The following is a 16,662-nucleotide window of genomic DNA, read 5'->3' as shown; positions in this document are numbered from 1 at the left end:
GCGGCCCAAGTCTAGGGAGGAAACGCCCGAGCAAAGCAATCGGGCCGGAGCCGGATTGCCGCTAAAGAAACGCTCGCGCAAAGCGCTCGCGTACGCTTACAAATGCAGCAACTCCCGATAGAGTTCAATTCCGGATGAATACTGTCTTCGGCTGCCGCTCACGGCTGCGTGATGAGCTTCGCTATTTTGGCCGCCGGCAATTGTAGGCCTTGCGGAAGCCCGCAGCCTGGGCGTCGTCCTCCGAGCAGAACCAGCGGTCCGGCTTGGTGGTCGCGGGGTAGCTCGGGCAGCCCCGTAAATGGTAGATGCCGATATTGCCGGTCACGCGCGCGCGCACCGCAAGCTTGCCCTTGATGCCACAGCTCGGCGGCATCGTCAGATCCTCGGGAAACAACACCGCGCGAATCTCCTTGTCGCGGTCGGCGCGGCAGGCGGCGCCCAGGAGCGCGCCGTCCTTCTTGCCGGTGCGGAATTCTTGCGGTGCAACAAAGCAGCCCTTCCAAATTCCGGCCGAGGTTGATTTCGCATCGGCCGCGGCCGACTTGACGTTCGCCTTGACCGGCTCGCGGGCGATGGCATAGCCCAGCTTGACGAGCTGCTCGTTCAAGCTGGTCTTGTCGCCTTCGGCCGTGCAGATCGCGCGGTGCCGCTTGCCAAAACTCTTTTCCGGTCCGACATCGTCGCAACGCACCGATCGCTTGCCAATCAGCTTGGCGAGCTGGTCGCGGGCCTCGATCCCGCAGGTCCAGGGATCGGCGTGATCGTCGATGCAGACCTGATCCAGCTCGGGTGCGTCGATGCCCTCGAGGCGGTAGGTGACGTCGCCGAGCTGAACGGCGTTGCCGTCGCGGACCGTCGCGGTGGCCGTCAACGCGGAGCCGGGGCCGGTGGTGCCCAGAAATCCGGACAGGGCGAGAAAGCAAACGAACGCAAAAGCGCGGGCGTTGGCAAAGGATTTTCGGAAGGACATAAGGTCTCGCTATCGATGGCTCGTGCGCCTTGTTCCTAGCATCCGGATGTGGCGATACCAATGGTCTGCGCCCCGCGAAGTGCGACATTCCGGCCTCGTGGCTTTACTCGGCCGCAGCTCTGATCCTATCGTTCGCCGGCCTCGCGGAGCGGAGGCCGAATCGCCCGGGAAGCGGCGAAGGGAGGAAAAATTTGTGATGAATGACCCTGTGGACGTCCTGATCATCGGCGCCGGCGCTTCAGGCGCGGCGGTGGCATGGTCGCTGGCCGAGACCAAGATGCATATTCTCTGCCTGGAGCAGGGCGGCTGGATGAACCCGGCGGAATATCCCAGCACGGGCCGGGACTGGGAGGCCAAATTCTACGGCGAGTGGTCGTCAAGCCCCAACGTCCGCGGCCGGCCCGAGGACTATCCGATCAACGACGACAATTCGCCGATCAAGGTCGTCAACTACAATGCGGTCGGTGGCTCGACGGTGATGTACACCGCGCACTGGCCGCGGCTGCATCCCTCCGATTTCAAGGTGAGGACGCTCGACGGCGTCGCCGACGACTGGCCGATCGATTACGACGCGCTGACCCCGTTCTTCGAAGAGAACGACCGGATGATGGGCACGTCTGGCCTGTCGGGCGACCCGCTCTCGCCGCTGACGCATCCGCCGATGCCGCCACAGCCGATGGGATTGTCGGGTGCGATCATCGGCAAGACCATGAACAAGCTTGGCTGGCACTGGTGGCCGTCGGATACGACGGTCGCGACCATGGACTACGAGGGCCGCGCGCGCTGCATCAATCTCGGCCATTGCACGCCGGCCTGCGCGCAAGGCGCCAAATCCTCGACCGACATCACCTATTGGCCGCATGCGGTCCGCGCCGGTGTCGAGCTGCGTACGCACTGCCGTGTGCGCGAGATTACCACCGACGAGAGCGGCATGGCCACCGGCGTGGTCTATTACGACAAGGACGGCGTCGAGCAGTTTCAGCCGGCGCATGTCGTTATCGTCGCCTGCAACGGAGTCGGCACGCCGCGGCTGCTGCTGAATTCGGCATCGAACCGCTTTCCGAACGGGCTTGCCAATTCGTCCGGACTCGTCGGCAAGAACCTGATGTTCCATCCCTATGCGCAGATCTACGGCTATGTGAAGGAGCCGACCGATAGCAACCGCGCGCCGCCGACCTGCCTGTGGAGCAAGGAATGGTATGACACGGACCTGTCGCGCGGCTTCGTGCGCGGCTATGGCGTTCAGTTCGTGCGCGGCGCGGGGCCGGTGTTCGAGGCTGTCGTCAGCGAGCAGAAGGGCATTCTGCCGTGGGGCGCCGATCATCACCGCGTCTTCCGCAAGCTCAACGGCCACCGGATCGGGTTTTCCGCGATCTGCGAGGACCTGCCGGAGGAGCATAACCAGGTCACGCTCGATCCGGTCTTGAAGGACGGTCACGGCATTCCCGCGCCGAAGATCAATTACACGATCAGCGAGAACAGCCGGAAGATGATGGAGCATGCGCTGGCGCGGGGCCGGGAGATTCTCGAAACCGCTGGGGCGAGCGACATCTGCGTCAACTCGCCGATCTCCTGGGGCGGCTGGCACCTGCTCGGCACGGCACGCATGGGCACCGACCCCGACCGCTCCGTAGTCAACGAATGGGGCCGCGCGCACGACGTCAAAAACCTCTTCATCGTCGACGGCAGCATCTTCGTTACCTCGGGCGGGGTCAATCCAACGTCCACCATCCAGGCCCTCGCGCTCTACATCGCCGACCAGATGAAGCAGCGCCTCGCCAATCTCTTCGACTGAGGCCATCATGTCCGCAGACAACCAACTGACACGCGCCCAGCGCGACGACCTCCGAGCCATCGCCGCGATGATCGTTCCCGCCAGCGAAGAGTACAAGGTGCCCGGCGCCGACGATCCCGCGATCCAGGCTGACATGCTGGCGACGTTGGGACGGGACAGCAAACTGGTGGTGGCGGCGCTCGACCATCTGGCGCGGCTTGCTGGCCAACCGTTGGCCGAGCTCGATGCTGCCAGGCGCGATGCGGTGGCGCAGGAGTTTCGCAGGCATGGCGGCCCGGCTGCCGCGACGCTCGTCCGTGTGGTGCTGCAATGCTACTACCGCGACGACCGTGTGCTGGGCTCGCTCGGGATCGAGCCGCGCGCACCTTTTCCCAAGGGCCATGTGCTGCCGGATGGCGACTGGTCGCTGCTCGACCCGGTCAAGGCAAGGGCCGGCACGCTGCGACGGGCGCCCTAGCCACCTGGGCAGTCCAGCCTTGCGCGCCGGACGGATCCCTTGCGCCTCACGGAGCAGGCCACCATCTGTGTGAGCCTCAAGGACTGTTGCCATGCTGGATTTTACTTCAGACATTGCCGATGACGGATCGTCATCGCGAGCGACAGCGGCTGTCCCGGGCAACGACCGGGCCCTGCTGGACGCCTATTCCAATGCCGTGATCGACGTGACCGACCGCGTTGGTCCCGCCGTCGTGCGCGTCGAGACCGGGCCAAAGGTGCCGAACGGCCGCGAGCGCGGCGGGCTCGGCTCGGGCATCGTGATCTCGCCGGACGGGCTCGTTCTCACCAATAGCCACGTGGTCGGCTCGTCGAAGGAGATCCGGCTGCGCGACGTCGAGGGCCATGTCGGCGACGCCCGGGTGCTCGGCGTCGATCCCGACACTGACCTTGCGCTGCTTCGCGCCAATGGCGTGCGGGACTTGCCCTATGCGGCGCTCGGCAACTCCAAGACCTTGCGGCGGGGCCAGCTCGTGATCGCGATCGGCAATCCGCTCGGCTTTGAATCGACCGTCACCGCCGGCGTGGTCTCGGCGCTCGGGCGTTCGATCCGCTCGGTCAGTGGCCGCACCATCGAGGACGTGATCCAGACCGACGCTGCGCTCAACCCCGGCAATTCCGGTGGCCCGCTGGTATCGTCGAATGCCGAGGTGATCGGCATCAACACCGCCATCATTAACGGCGCGCAAGGCATCTGCTTCGCGGTCGCCAGCAACACCGCGCAATTCGTGCTGTCGGAGATCATCCGCCACGGCTATGTCCGTCGCGCCTATATCGGCGTGGCCGGCCAGACCGCGCCGATCCCGCGGCGGCACGCGTTGCTGGCGGGTGTCGAGAACAAGATGGGCGCGCTGCTGGCGCAGATCGAGCCGGACGGGCCGGCGGCGAAGGCGGGCCTGTTGTCCGGCGATGTCGTCATCGGCCTCGACGGCGTCGAGATCAACGGCGTCGACGATCTGATCCGTGTGCTCGACCGCGACCGGATCGGCCGGCGGCTCGCCATGGACGTCCTGCGGCTCGGCCGTCTGCGGGCGATCGATATCGACCCGGTCGAGCGCAAGCCGGCCCGCTAGCGTGTGGGCGCCTAAGCGGGGTATGACGGTGTCATGCCTCGCTTCGGGAACCCCGCCGCATGATGCCGGCGCATGAGACCTACGATGTCATCGTCGTCGGCGCCGGTGCCGGTGGCATGACGGCCGCGGCCGTCGCCGCCGCCGAAGGCCTGCGCGTGTTGGTGATCGAGAAGACCGCTTTCGTCGGCGGCGCCACCGCGTGGTCCGATGGCACGGTCTGGATTCCCGCCAATGCCAAGATGGAAGAGGCGGGGCTCTCCGATAGCGTAACGGACGCCGTGCAATATTTGTCGAGCACAGTGCCGGAGCCCGCCAATGCGGGCCTCCGCGCCGCTTTCCTCGCGCGCGGACCGGAGGCGGTCACCTATCTCGAAGCCAACACGCAAGTGCGGCTCCAGCCGGTGGAAGCGTGTCCGGACTATTATCCGGAGCGATTGGGCGCGACGCCGGGCGGGCGCGTGCTCGAGCCGGTCGTCTTCGACGGCACGCGGCTGGGGGCCGCATTCGCGCGGCTGCGCGCGCCGGTGCCGGAGTTCACGCTGTTCGGCGGGATGATGGTCAACCGCCTCGACATCCCGCATTTGCACCGGGCCGGAAGATCGCTGCGCTCGACTCTTCGCGCGGCGCGGCTGGTTTCGGAGCATGCGTGGCAGCGGCTGCGCGGCCCGCGCGGCACGACGCTGCAGCTTGGCAACGCACTCGCCGCACGGCTGTATGCCTCGCTGCTGGCCCGGCAGGTCGAGATCCTCTTCAGTGCGGACGTCGAAGGCCTGTCCACGCAGGGCGAGCGGGTCGGCGGGGTAATTATCCGTCATGGCTCGCGCGATCGCCTGATCGCCGCGCGGCGCGGTGTGGTGCTGGCGACCGGCGGCTTTTCGCACGACGCAACCTTGCGCAAGCGCTTCTTCCCACCCGCTGCCGGATTCATCTCGGCGACCCACCCGTCCGCCACGGGTGACGGGCTCCGCCTCGCGACTGTAACCGGCGCAGCGCTCAACACGGATGCGACGAGCCCGGCCTATTGGGTGCCGGCCTCGCTGTTCCGGCGTGCCGATGGAAGCCGTGGTGTTTTCCCGCATACAGCGACCGACCGCGCCAAGCCCGGCGTGATCGCGGTCAATGCGGCCGGCCGGCGCTTCGCCAACGAGGCGCTGTCCTACCACGAGTTCGTGCTCGCGATGCTGCGTGACGGTGACGGCGAATCGGACCGGCCGTTCTATCTGATCTGCGACGGTCCGTTCCTGTGGAGTTACGGCCTAGGCCGCATCAAGCCGTTCACCCGCAATATCAGACGCTATGTGGCGAGCGGCGAGTTGGTCGAGGCCGCTGATATCGCGCAGGTCGCAGCGAAGATCGGCATCAAGCCGTCGATACTCGCGGCGACGATCGCAAACTACAATTCCGATGCGAAGGACGGCCGCGATCCCGAGTTCGGTCGCGGCAGCACCATCTCTCAGCGACACCTTGGTGATATCAGCCACAAGCCGAACCCTTGCGTCGCGCCCATCCTCTACGCGCCGTTCTTTGCGATGCGGATTTATCCGGCCGATCTCGGCACGGCGATCGGCATGAAGGTGGATGCCCAGGCGCGCGTATTGCGCGAGGACGGCACGCCGGTTGCGGGCCTCTACGCCTGCGGCAACGACATGGGCTCGATCATGAACGGCAATTGTCCCGGGCCGGGGATCGCGTTGGGACCGGCACTGACGTTCGGGTACATCGCAGGAAGGCATCTGGCGGAGGGGAGTGTGGCCGGGGCGAGTGCGGCCACAGCGTTGGTCTAGCCATTTCCACCGCTGTCATGCCCCGCGACCCGGCTACGCCAAGGCTTCGCCGAGGTCGAAGTCTGGGCGCGCCGAAGCTTTAGCGTAGGCGGCAGGCGGGGCATCCAGTACGCCGCAGCCCATCGGACTAATCACAACCGCCTCGGAGTACTGGATCGCCCGCCTTTGCGGGCGATGACACCGAGAATGTAGCGCCAGTCTTCCGCTACTCCGCAGCCGCAGCAAAGCGGCTGTTCTCCAGTTCTGCTTCCAGCCGCGCCTTCTCCGCCGCCGCCAGTTTGATGTTGGCTTCCTTGACATGCCCGAAGCCGCGGATCGTCTCCGGCAGCCGCGCGAGCCTCGTCAGCAGCGGGATCTGCTCCGCTTTCAGCCCGGCGATGCGCTGATCGATCATGTCGAAATAATCCGCGACCAGCTTCCGCTCGGTGCGGCGCTCCTCGGTGCGGCCGAACGGGTCGAACGCGCCGCCACGCAGGAACTTCAGCCCGGCGAGGAGGCGGAAGGCGTGAATCATCCAGCCGCCGAATTCCTTCTTCTGGAGGTGTCCCGTCGTCTTGTCGCGCTGCGCGAAGATCGGCGGGGCCAGATAGAACTTCAGCTTGAAGTCGCCGTCGAATTTCTCCGAGACTTTCTTGGAGAAGCTGCCATCGGTGTAAAGCCGCGCGACTTCGTATTCGTCCTTATAGGACATCAGCTTGAACAGGTTTTTCGCGACAGCCTCGGTCAGCTCCGTGCTAGCAGGCGAGGTTGCTGCTTCCGCCTTGCGCACCTTGGCGACGGCGGCGAGGTAGCGATCGGCGTAGGCCCTGTCCTGATAGCCGGTCAAAAACTCCGCGCGCGTTGCGATGATGTCGTCGAGCGACTTTGTCGGCGCGGAGGTTCGGCTCCTGAATTGCAGCACGCTCCGCACCCGCGACATGTCGTGGGCGGCGAGGCGTCCCCAGGTGAAGGCGAGCTTGTTCATTTCGATCGCGGCGCCGTTGATCTCGATGGCGCGAAGCAGCGCTTCCAGCGACAGCGGGATTGCGCCCTTCTGGAAGGCGAAGCCGAGCATGAAGGGATTTGTCGCGATCGAATCGCCCATCAGTGCCGAGGCAATGCCGGTGGCATCGATGATGTCGAGGTTCTTGTCGCCGACGGCGTCGCGCAGCACGGTCTGCATCGTCCCCATCTCGAAATCGAGGTCGGGGTTTTGCACGAAGCTCGCGGTCGGCTGCAGGTCGGCGTTGATATACGCTTTCGTCGTTCCGCGCTCGGCGCGACTGAGCGCGGAGGGACCGGCCGAGACGATCATGTCGCAGCCGAGGATGACGTCGGCGCCGCCCGTCGTGATCCGGACCGCGGAGATGTCTTCCGGCTTCGCGGCGATGCGCACATGGCTCATCACCGCGCCGTTCTTCTGCGACAGGCCGGTGAAGTCCAGCGCCGAGCAGCCGCGGCCGTCGACATGGGCGGCCATGCCGAGCAGCGCGCCGATGGTGATGACGCCGGTGCCGCCGATGCCGGTGACGAGGATGTTGTAGGATGCGTCCAGCTCACGCGCGGGTGGCAGCGGCAGGTCGGCAAACAACTGGCCTGAATCCACCGCCGAGGTCTTGATCCGCTTGAGCGTGCCGCCGTGCACGGTGACGAAGCTCGGGCAAAAACCCTCGACGCAGGAGAAGTCCTTGTTGCAGTTCGACTGGTCGATCTGGCGCTTGCGGCCGAACTCGGTCTCCAGCGGCTGCACCGAGACGCAGTTCGACGCTTGCGAGCAATCGCCGCAACCTTCGCAGACGAGCTCGTTGATGAAAGCGCGCTTGGCGGGATCCGGATAGAGCCCGCGCTTGCGGCGGCGGCGCTTTTCCGCGGCGCAGGTCTGGTCGTAGATCACGACCGTAAGACCCTGGATGTCGCGCAGCTCGCGCTGCACGGCGTCGAGCTCGCGGCGATGATGGACGGTCGCGCCTTGCGGGAAGTAGTTGGTGTCAGGGTATTTGGTCGGATCGTCCGAGACGATCGCGAGCCGCTTGACGCCCTCGGCCCAGACCTGATGCGCGATCTGGGCGACGTTGAAGCCGCCCTCGGCCGGCTGGCCGCCGGTCATCGCGACGGCGTCGTTGTAGAGGATCTTGTAGGTGATGCTGATGCCGGCGGCCGATGCCGCGCGAAGGGCGAGCAGCCCGGAATGGGTGTAGGTGCCGTCGCCGAGATTCTGGAAAATGTGCTGCTCGGTCGTGAAGGGCGCTTGTCCTATCCAGTTCACGCCCTCGGCGCCCATATGCGAGATCAGATCGGTGCGGCGCGTCGGCATGCTCAGAGCCATGCCGTGGCAACCGATGCCGGCCATGGCTCGGCTTCCCTCGGGCACGCGCGTGGAGGTGTTGTGCGGGCAACCCGAGCAGAAGAACGGCGTGCGCGCGAGCTTGATTTGCCCGGAGGCCGGAACAGGAGTGTCGAAGGCCTCGAGCCGGGCGAGGCGCTGCTCCAGCACTGGGCTGTGGTGGCCGAGCTTGCGCAGCCGCGCCACCAGTGCGGATGCAACGATGGTCGGCGTCAGCTCGCCCTCGCTCGGCAATAGCGGCGCGCCGCGTTCGTCGCGCTTCCCGGTAACGGTTGGGCGCCTGGACGCATCGATATTGTAGAGGATGCGCATCAGCTGGTCTTCGATGAAACCGCGCTTCTCCTCGACCACCAGCACGTCCTGAAGCCCTTCGGCGAAGCGCTTGGCCCCGCTTTCTTCCAGCGGCCAGGTCATCGCGACCTTGTAGATGCGCAGGCCAAGGTCCTCCGCGTCCTTGTCGGAAATGCCCAGATCGGCCAGCGCCTGCCGCAGATCAAGATAAGCCTTACCGGTCGCGACGATGCCGAGCCGTGCCGGCCTGGAGTCGAGCACGATGCGGTCGAGCTGGTTGGCGCGCGCAAAGGCCTGCACCGCCGCCATCTTCGGGCCGAACAGGCGCCTCTCTGCGTCCAGCGGCGGATCGGGCCAGCGGATGTTGAGGCCGCCGGGCGGCATCTCGAAATCGTCGGGGAGCTTAATCTGGATGCGTTCGGGATCACTGTAGATCGACGCCGAACTCTCCACGGTTTCGCTGATCGCCTTGAAGCCGACCCAGCAGCCGGAGAAGCGCGACAGCGCAAAACCGTAAAGGCCGAGGTCGAGATAATCCTGCAGCGTCGCCGGGTTGATCACGGGGATCAGCGCCGCTGCGAAGACCTGCTCGCTCTGGTGTGCCAGTGTCGAGGATTGGCAGCCATGGTCGTCGCCGGCAAGCGCGAGTACGCCGCCATTCAGCGAGGTGCCGGCGGCATTCGCATGCTTGAGCGCGTCAACCGAGCGATCGACGCCGGGCCCCTTGCCGTACCAGATGCCGAACACGCCATCGACCTTGGCGCCGGGAAACAGGCCGACCTGCTGGCTGCCCCAGACGGCGGTCGCCGCTAGGTCCTCATTAAGGCCGGGGACGAAGGCAATGTCGTGCTGCTGGAGGTATGACTTCGCGCGCCACAGCGCGTGGTCGTACATGCCGAGCGGGGAGCCCCGATAGCCCGAGATGAAGCCGCCGGTGTTGAGGCCCTGAAGTCGATCGCGTTCGCGCTGCAACATGGGCAACCGGACCAGCGCCTGCGTGCCGGACAGGAAGATCCGCTTCGATTCGAGCCGGTATTTGTCGTCCAGCTCGACCTGCATCAGCGTCATTTCGGAAGTCCTCGTCTCTTGGTCGGCTCTTATTCGACTTGGGGTTTGCGCTGCGGGAGGGAGGAGCGGCTGCGCGACGCGAATTGTGACAGTCAAGGGCATGCACAGGCGAAGTCAATATCGCTGGCCGCATCCGTGGCGCTCCTGCTAGTCATGGCTTGCTTGCGGAGGACACCATGACGGCACAAGTGTTCGATACCGAGATCACGGAGACCGACGGCGCTCTGATCGGGCCGTGGCGTCAGCCGCGTCAGATGCTGCAATCCCAAACCTACGACGCGCACGCCTCGATCCACGACGACGCCACCGCGCAGAAGCTCGGCTTCAAGGGCGGCACCATCGAGGGCCCGACCCATTTCAGCCAGTTTGCTCCGCTCGGCGCGCGTTTGTGGGGACAGGTCTGGTTCGAGAGCGGCTGTCTCTCCGCGCATTACCGCAGCGTCTGTTACGAAGGCGAGGAGGTGCAGGCGATCCTGTCGAAGCCGCTGCCCGGCACCAGCCAGTGCCAGATCCAGATGGTCAAACGTGACGGCACCGAGGTGCTGCGTGGCACGGCCTCGGTCGGAGAACCGCAGGCCGCAACCGCGCTGGAGGCGCGTCTTGGCGAACTCAACCCGCTCACTGATCCCGTGATCCTGCGCGACGTGAAGGTGGCGCAGACGAGCCGGCGCCAGGCGGTGCGGATGGCGTTCGACCAGATCATGGGCGAGCTTTATCCGTTCTCGCTGCGGCAGAAGCTCGCCGTCATCACCGAGACCTCGCCGTATTATTCAGGCGCCGGCAATCCTTCTGCGAATCCGTGGGGCAGGGCGATCATCCCGATGGAGATGCTGAGCGTGCTGTTCCAGTACCGCTCCAAGGACGATCCTCTCCCGGCCAAGGGCCCGGCCGTCGGCCTGTTCGCCGACCAGGAGATCAGGCTGGTGAAGGGCCCGCTGTTTGTGGACGAGGACTACGAAGTCGAGCGCGAGGTCGTCGCGCTCTCCGGCAGCCGACGCACCGAGAGCGCCTGGGTGAAGACGCGCGTGTTCGACAAGACGAATTCGGTGGTGGCGACCATGCTGCTGAACATGGCGACGCTGAAGGATTCTTACGCGCCGTATGAGGAAGAATATCGACGGCTGTACGGAGATACTGCCCGGTAGAAGCGAGCTTCGTTGTCGCTCATCCTTTGGGCAAATGCACGTCGCAAAAGCCGCCGCACAGCGAATAAGCAGACCCCGGCTTTCCTCATAACATTCTGACGGCGCAGGAAATTTTCCCGCGCTGTCCGCCCGATTGCCATTGTACACAATGGCACGGCGCTTGCAGAACTCCGGGCAACGAGAGTTCTCGCGGGGGCCTTGAGTCATGTTGAACTCAACCAAGCCGACATTGGGTGTCATCATCGCCGAACCGGAGCCGGTCAAGCTCGACTGGTCGGCTACCGCGCTCCTCATCATCGACATGCAGCGCGACTTCATGGAGCCCGGCGGCTTCGGCGAGACGCTCGGCAACGACGTCAGCCAGCTCGCGCGCGCGGTGAAGCCGATCGGTGCGGTGCTGAAGGCGGCGCGGGAGACCGGCATGCTGGTGATCCACACGCGCGAGGGCCATCTGCCCGATCTCTCCGACGCGCCGCCGGCGAAAGTCGAGCGCGGCGCGCCATCGCTTCGCATCGGGGACCCCGGTCCTATGGGCCGCATTCTCATTCGCGGCGAGGCGGGCCACGACATCATCCCGGAGCTCTATCCGCTCGACAGCGAGATCGTGATCGACAAGCCCGGCAAGGGCGCGTTCTACGCCACCGAGCTCACCGACGTGCTGGAGAAATACGGCATCGAGAATCTGCTGGTGTGCGGCGTCACCACCGAGGTGTGCGTCAACACCACCGTGCGCGAGGCCAATGACCGCGGCTATCGCTGCATCGTTATCTCGGACGGCTGCGCATCCTACTTCCCCGAATTTCACGAGATGGGCTTGAAGATGATCAAGGCCCAGGGCGGCATCTTCGGCTGGGTTGCAAGCTCAGCCGCGGTTCTGGAGGCGATGAAGATTTCCACATCAGCGTAGGGGCATCACGATGAGCACAGGCACGACAGGGACGGCCGGCACCTCCGAGTTCAAGCCAGCACTATGGACACCGGGCGACTGGAACGCGTTTTTCGGCTTCGGCACCAACATCCTCGTCAACATGCTGGTGCTCACAGGCCTGTTGCGCTTCGTGTTGAAGATGCCCGACTCACTGGTGTTCGGCCGCATCCTTCCCGCACTCGGGCTGATGATGTGCCTTTCCACCTTCTACTACGCGTTCCTCGCTTATCGTCTGGCACAGACGACCGGCCGCAACGACGTCTGTGCGTTACCGTCAGGCGTCAGCGTACCGCACATGTTCATCGTCACCTTCGTGATCATGCTGCCGATCACGATCAAGACCGGCGATCCGCTCAAGGGCTGGTCGGCGGGCCTGGTCTGGGTGTTCTTCCAGAGCTTCATCCTGATGATCGGCGGCTTCATCGCGCCGTTCATTCGAAAAATCACACCGCGCGCGGCGCTGCTCGGTACGCTCGCCGGCGTATCCGTCACCTTCATCTCGATGCGGCCGGCGCTCGAAATGTACATGACGCCGCAGATCGGCCTGGTCTGCTTCGCCATCATTCTGGTGAGCTGGTTCGGTGGCGTGAAATATTGGCGCGGCATTCCCGCCGGTCTCGTCGCGATCGCGGTGGGCATGGTCATCGCATGGGGTTCGAACCTGTTCGGCCTCGGTCTCGGTGGACTGAGCGTCAAAGGCGTCAGTGATGCCTTTGCCAATTTCGGCTTCTCGGTGCCGATCCCGGCGGTAGGCTACGTCTTCTCCGGTTTCGAATTCCTCGGAATCATTCTGGTTACCGCCATTCCGTTCGGCATCTATGATCTCGTCGAGGCCATGGACAATGTCGAGAGCGCGGAGGCCGCCGGCGACGAATATCCGACCACGCGCGTGCTCACCGCCGACGGAATCGTCAGCCTGATTGGCTGCCTGATGGGCAATCCCTTCATCAACGCCGTCTATATCGGCCATCCCGGCTGGAAGGCGATGGGCGGCCGCATCGGTTACTCGGCTGCGACCGGCATCATGGTGGTGGTGCTGGCCTGGTTCGGCATCATCTCGGTGCTGCTGGCGCTGGTCCCGGTCGTCGCGATCTCGCCAATCTTGCTCTATATCGGCATGCTGATCGGCGCGCAGGCGTTCCAGACCACGCCGGTCAAGCACGCGCCCGCGATCGTGCTGGCGCTGACGCCGCATCTGGCCGCCTGGGCCAAGCTCCAGATCGACACCATGCTGGGCTCGACCATGAACGCGGCTGCGACCGTCGGCGGAATGGCCGCCGACAAGGCCGACGCGGTCAAGGCTGCGGCGATCGCAGCACTGCCTCAGCAGGGCGTGTTCTATCACGGACTCGAAGTGATGGGCGGCGGCTCCATCCTCGGCGGCCTGATCCTGGGTGCGATCGGCGTCTTCATCATCGAGCGCGACTTCGAGAAAGCCTCGGCATTCGCGCTGGTTGGTGCAGTCCTGACCTACTTCGGCTTCATGCACGGCGAAGCCGTCGGCATCGGCGGCGGATTTGGCGTCACGCCCGCGGTCGCGTTCGCCTATGCCGTGATGGCCGCCGGTCTGTTCGCGGCCAGCAGGCTCGGCGCGAGCGAGCCTTACATGCCGCACGCGGACATGCACGCGGCACCGGCGGAGTAGCTACCCGCCCTTGACGGCACCAGCGGTGAGCCCGGCGACGATCTGTCGCTGGGCGAACACCGTGAGCAGCAGCACCGGGAGCGTGACGATCAGCGCGGCGGCCGCGAGCGGTCCCCAGCTCAACTGGTCGAACGAGATCATGTTGTAGACGGCGACCGGAAGGGTGCGGGTCTCGCGTCCGGCCAGCACGATGCCAAAGACAAAGTTGTTCCAGGAGAAGATCACGGCGAGAATGAAAGCGACCGCGATGCCAGGCTTGGCGATCGGCAGCGCGACATGGCGGAAGACCTGCCAGCGCGTGGCGCCGTCGATGAGGGCTGCTTCTTCCAGCTCCATTGGCGTCGTCTCGAAATAGCCGATCATAATCCAGATCACGATCGGCACCGTGACCACGAGGTGGATGATGATCTGCGGCACCAGCGTGCCGAGCAGTCCCAGCCACTGGAACATGAGAAACAGCGGGATCAGATAGGACAGGCCCGGCGTGATGCGGGCGATCAGGATCACGATCGCGGATTTATGCGCGGCCATGCGTGCGATGCCGTAGCCGGCGGGAACGCCGACGAGCAGGGCAAGCAGCGTCGCACTGCCGGTGACGATCAGGCTGTTGATGAAATAGGTCAGAAAGCGGTTGGAGGCGAGCACGTCGGCATAGTTTTTCCAGGCGACATGCTCGGGAAAGAACACCGGCGGGTAGGCGGCGTTGTCGATCTCGAATTTGAGCGACAGCGACAGCATCCAGAGAAAGAACAGGATCGCCGGCGATACGATGACGAACACCGAGAACCACAGGCCGATCTTGCCGATGATTTGCCTTGGCGTCATGTGCCGCTCGCGATCTCGGTCCACAGCATGCGCTGGCGCGCATAAAGCATCACCGCCGCGAGCAGAACGATCAGCAGGAAGAACACGACCGCGATCGCCGAGCCGTAGCCGAGGTCGTAATAGGAGAAGGCGACGCTGTAGAGATAGATGTTGATCGTCTCCGACGCCGATCCCGGACCGCCCTGCGTGATCGCGAAAATGATGTCGAAGCTCTTCACGGCATCGATCATGCGGATCATGCCGGCGATGAACAGGAACGGCATGATCAGCGGCAGGGTGATGAAGCGGAACACCTGCCAGATGCTGGCGCCGTCGATCTGTGCACTTTCGTAAGGCTCGGTCGGGATCGCTGCCAGGCCGCCGAGCACGATCAGCATGACCAGCGGCGTCCATTGCCAGGTCTCGACCAACACCAGCGAGGGAATGACGGTCGCGGGATGGAATACCCAGAGCTGCGCGGGGATTCCGACCAGTGACAGCAGATAGTTCAGTACGCCGAGCTGCGGGTGGAACATCATGGTCCAGACCAGCGCGATCGCCACCGGCGTCGCCATCATCGGCATGATGAAGACGCCGCGCAGAAAGCCGCGGCCAGGGAATTTCTGGTGAAACACTACGGCCGCAAACGTGCCGAGCACGAGCGGCAGCAGCACGGAGAGTGCGGTGTAGACCAGTGTATGTCCGATGGCCTCAATGAAGCGGGGATCGCTCGTCAACCGCAGATAATTGGACAAGCCAACGAAGGTGGTCGACGAGCCGACCTTCCATTCGTTCAGGCTCATCCAGATCGTGAAGACCCACGGAAAGATGATGATCGCGATCACGACGACCAGCGCCGGGACCACGAACGGCCAGTAGGACGGCGGCCGCAACTCCTTCTCCGGCGCGGCATCAGACTGTGCCGCGCCCGGAGTCGATTGTGTCAACGCACTCACGCCTTCTCGCTACGCTCCAGGATCGGCCGGTACTGATCGTTGGCCTTCTTCAGCTCGGCGGCAGGATCGGCGCCGGACAAGGTCGCAGTGACCGCGGCGCCGACGATGTCGCGGAATTCGGCGACCGGAATCACGACGGGCAGGCCCAGCTTGCTGATCTTGCCGGAATCGATCACCGATTGCAGCCATTCCTTGGTCTTGACGCCCTTCTGGACCTCGGGATCGCCGAGGATCGAATTGCGGAACGGCACGCCGCCGCCGGCCTGCAGCAGCCGCGCGCCCTGGGTTTTCGAGACCACCCATTGGCAGAGCAGATAGGCGGCTTCCTTGTTCTTGCTCGCAGCGGCAACGCCGATGCCGTCGCCATAGGTCGAGGAATATTGGCCCTTGGGGCCAGCGGGCACGACGGTGTAGCCGACCTTGCCGACAACGCGCGAGGCGGCCGGATCCTCCAGCGGTGGCGCCCAGCCGACGCCGTCGATCCACATCGCGGATCGGCCTTGCGTGAACGAGGCCATCGACTCCATCCAGTTGAAGCCGGCGACGCCGGGCGGTGCCGATTTCGTCAGGAGCGTCTGATACAGCTTGGTCGCGGCAATCGCTTCCGGACCATCGGTCAGGATGTTGCCCTTGGCGTCGAGGAATTCCCCGCCATAATTGAGGAAGAAGTTGCTCCACATCGCCATGTTGGCATTGCGCAAGCCGCGCCCGACAAAGCCGTAAATCCCTTCCTTGGTATCGGTGAGCTTCTCGGCGGCCGCAGCCATCTCGTCGAGGGTCTTGGGAACGGCGACGCCCTTCTTCTCGAACAGCTCCTTGTTGTAATAGAGGATGAAATAATCGACCGACCAGGGCAGCGACAGCATCTGGCCCTTGTCGTTCCTGGCATATTGCAGGCCCGCGGCCGAGAAGTCGCTCTCGACGAGATCGGGCGCGGTCAGCGCCGGGTCCTTCATGAAGGGCGTCAAGTCGGCGAGCCAGCCGGCCTTCTCGAACTGCCGCTTCTGCACGTGGTAGCTGAGATGGACGACGTCGAAGCTCGGACGGCCCGAGGTGAACTCGATCACCACCTTCTGGCGCTGCTGCTGCTCGGGAATCTGCTCCGCTTCGACCTGTATGCCGGTGAGTTCGGTGAACTCCTTGACGTATTTTTGCAGGTTGTCGCCGCGGGGGCCCTTGGCAAGGATCACCTCGAGCTTGGTCCCTGCGTATTTCTTCCAGTTCACCTCGGCGCGCGCCGGCAATCCCGTCAGGCTGAGCGCGCCAGCTGCGGCAGTGCCGGTCAATAGCGTACGACGCGAGATTTTGTGGTTGACCACTTGAGGTCCCTCCCTGTGACTCAATTTGGGCGGATACTAGCGGCCGTTGCGCGTCTGCCTAGTCCT

At 64.6% G+C, this 16,662-nt stretch carries 12 protein-coding genes; 7 read left to right on the top strand and 5 right to left on the bottom strand.

What is annotated here, in order from left to right; genetic code table 11:
* Positions 1–181 precede the first annotated feature (181 nt).
* Entirely contained in the window at positions 182–970 is a 789-nt protein-coding gene (locus IVB54_RS28015) for a thermonuclease family protein (RefSeq protein WP_018457171.1), read from the bottom strand.
* Positions 971–1,166: 196 nt separating this feature from the next.
* Here IVB54_RS28015 and IVB54_RS28010 point away from each other — a divergent pair, with 196 nt between their 5' ends.
* From IVB54_RS28010 to IVB54_RS27995, 4 genes are all read left to right on the top strand, one after another.
* Entirely contained in the window at positions 1,167–2,765 is a 1,599-nt protein-coding gene (locus IVB54_RS28010) for a GMC family oxidoreductase (protein ID WP_247363502.1), read from the top strand.
* 7 nt (positions 2,766–2,772) lie between these two features.
* Entirely contained in the window at positions 2,773–3,222 is a 450-nt protein-coding gene (locus tag IVB54_RS28005) for a hypothetical protein (protein ID WP_018457169.1), read from the top strand.
* 91 nt (positions 3,223–3,313) lie between these two features.
* Complete coding sequence (locus IVB54_RS28000; RefSeq protein ID WP_018457168.1) at positions 3,314–4,333, top strand: trypsin-like peptidase domain-containing protein; 1,020 nt, start codon at positions 3,314–3,316, stop codon at positions 4,331–4,333.
* A 59-nt stretch (positions 4,334–4,392) separates the two neighbouring features.
* Complete coding sequence (locus IVB54_RS27995; RefSeq protein WP_247776533.1) at positions 4,393–6,117, top strand: FAD-dependent oxidoreductase; 1,725 nt, start codon at positions 4,393–4,395, stop codon at positions 6,115–6,117.
* 205 nt (positions 6,118–6,322) lie between these two features.
* On the opposite strand, the gene IVB54_RS27990 is transcribed toward IVB54_RS27995, so the two are convergent.
* Complete coding sequence (locus tag IVB54_RS27990; protein ID WP_247363501.1) at positions 6,323–9,799, bottom strand: indolepyruvate ferredoxin oxidoreductase family protein; 3,477 nt, start codon at positions 9,797–9,799, stop codon at positions 6,323–6,325.
* Between the two features lie 176 nt (positions 9,800–9,975).
* Here IVB54_RS27990 and IVB54_RS27985 point away from each other — a divergent pair, with 176 nt between their 5' ends.
* The 3 genes from IVB54_RS27985 (at position 9,976) to IVB54_RS27975 (ending at position 13,517) form a co-directional block, all read left to right on the top strand.
* Positions 9,976–10,944, top strand: a complete 969-nt coding sequence (locus IVB54_RS27985) for a hypothetical protein (RefSeq protein WP_026233316.1) — start codon at positions 9,976–9,978, stop codon at positions 10,942–10,944.
* 205 nt (positions 10,945–11,149) lie between these two features.
* Positions 11,150–11,851: an isochorismatase family cysteine hydrolase gene (locus IVB54_RS27980; RefSeq protein ID WP_018457164.1), complete on the top strand. Its 702-nt coding sequence runs from the start codon at positions 11,150–11,152 to the stop codon at positions 11,849–11,851.
* 10 nt (positions 11,852–11,861) lie between these two features.
* The gene (locus IVB54_RS27975; RefSeq protein WP_247776532.1) at positions 11,862–13,517 is read left to right on the top strand and encodes a regulator; all 1,656 of its coding nucleotides are present in this window, start codon (positions 11,862–11,864) and stop codon (positions 13,515–13,517) included.
* On the opposite strand, the gene IVB54_RS27970 is transcribed toward IVB54_RS27975, so the two are convergent.
* The 3 genes from IVB54_RS27970 to IVB54_RS27960 are packed head-to-tail and all read right to left on the bottom strand — an operon-like array spanning position 13,518 to position 16,596.
* Complete coding sequence (locus tag IVB54_RS27970) at positions 13,518–14,342, bottom strand: carbohydrate ABC transporter permease (protein ID WP_018457162.1); 825 nt, start codon at positions 14,340–14,342, stop codon at positions 13,518–13,520.
* Complete coding sequence (locus IVB54_RS27965) at positions 14,339–15,277, bottom strand: sugar ABC transporter permease (RefSeq protein WP_018457161.1); 939 nt, start codon at positions 15,275–15,277, stop codon at positions 14,339–14,341. The genes IVB54_RS27970 and IVB54_RS27965 overlap by 4 nt, the downstream gene beginning before the upstream one ends.
* Positions 15,274–16,596, bottom strand: coding sequence for an extracellular solute-binding protein (locus IVB54_RS27960; protein ID WP_026233315.1), 1,323 nt, complete (start codon positions 16,594–16,596; stop codon positions 15,274–15,276). Before IVB54_RS27960 ends, IVB54_RS27965 begins: the two co-directional genes overlap by 4 nt.
* Between the last annotated feature and the right edge of the window lie 66 nt (positions 16,597–16,662).

This window comes from Bradyrhizobium sp. CW1, assembly GCF_023100665.1.
GTDB classification, from domain to species: Bacteria; Pseudomonadota; Alphaproteobacteria; order Rhizobiales; family Xanthobacteraceae; genus Bradyrhizobium; species Bradyrhizobium canariense_D.
The sequence above is the reverse complement of the archived record's forward strand: the minus strand, read 5'-3'. Positions and strand labels throughout refer to the sequence as shown.

What these genes read in the sequence shown, in the direction of transcription:
- IVB54_RS28015 (WP_018457171.1), bottom strand. Translation starts at nt 970, where the DNA reads ATGTCCTTCCGAAAATCCTTTGCCAACGCCCGCGCTTTTGCGTTCGTT.
- IVB54_RS28010 (WP_247363502.1), top strand. Translation starts at nt 1,167, where the DNA reads ATGAATGACCCTGTGGACGTCCTGATCATCGGCGCCGGCGCTTCAGGC.
- IVB54_RS28005 (WP_018457169.1), top strand. Translation starts at nt 2,773, where the DNA reads ATGTCCGCAGACAACCAACTGACACGCGCCCAGCGCGACGACCTCCGA.
- IVB54_RS28000 (WP_018457168.1), top strand. Translation starts at nt 3,314, where the DNA reads ATGCTGGATTTTACTTCAGACATTGCCGATGACGGATCGTCATCGCGA.
- IVB54_RS27995 (WP_247776533.1), top strand. Translation starts at nt 4,393, where the DNA reads ATGATGCCGGCGCATGAGACCTACGATGTCATCGTCGTCGGCGCCGGT.
- IVB54_RS27990 (WP_247363501.1), bottom strand. Translation starts at nt 9,799, where the DNA reads ATGACGCTGATGCAGGTCGAGCTGGACGACAAATACCGGCTCGAATCG.
- IVB54_RS27985 (WP_026233316.1), top strand. Translation starts at nt 9,976, where the DNA reads ATGACGGCACAAGTGTTCGATACCGAGATCACGGAGACCGACGGCGCT.
- IVB54_RS27980 (WP_018457164.1), top strand. Translation starts at nt 11,150, where the DNA reads ATGTTGAACTCAACCAAGCCGACATTGGGTGTCATCATCGCCGAACCG.
- IVB54_RS27975 (WP_247776532.1), top strand. Translation starts at nt 11,862, where the DNA reads ATGAGCACAGGCACGACAGGGACGGCCGGCACCTCCGAGTTCAAGCCA.
- IVB54_RS27970 (WP_018457162.1), bottom strand. Translation starts at nt 14,342, where the DNA reads ATGACGCCAAGGCAAATCATCGGCAAGATCGGCCTGTGGTTCTCGGTG.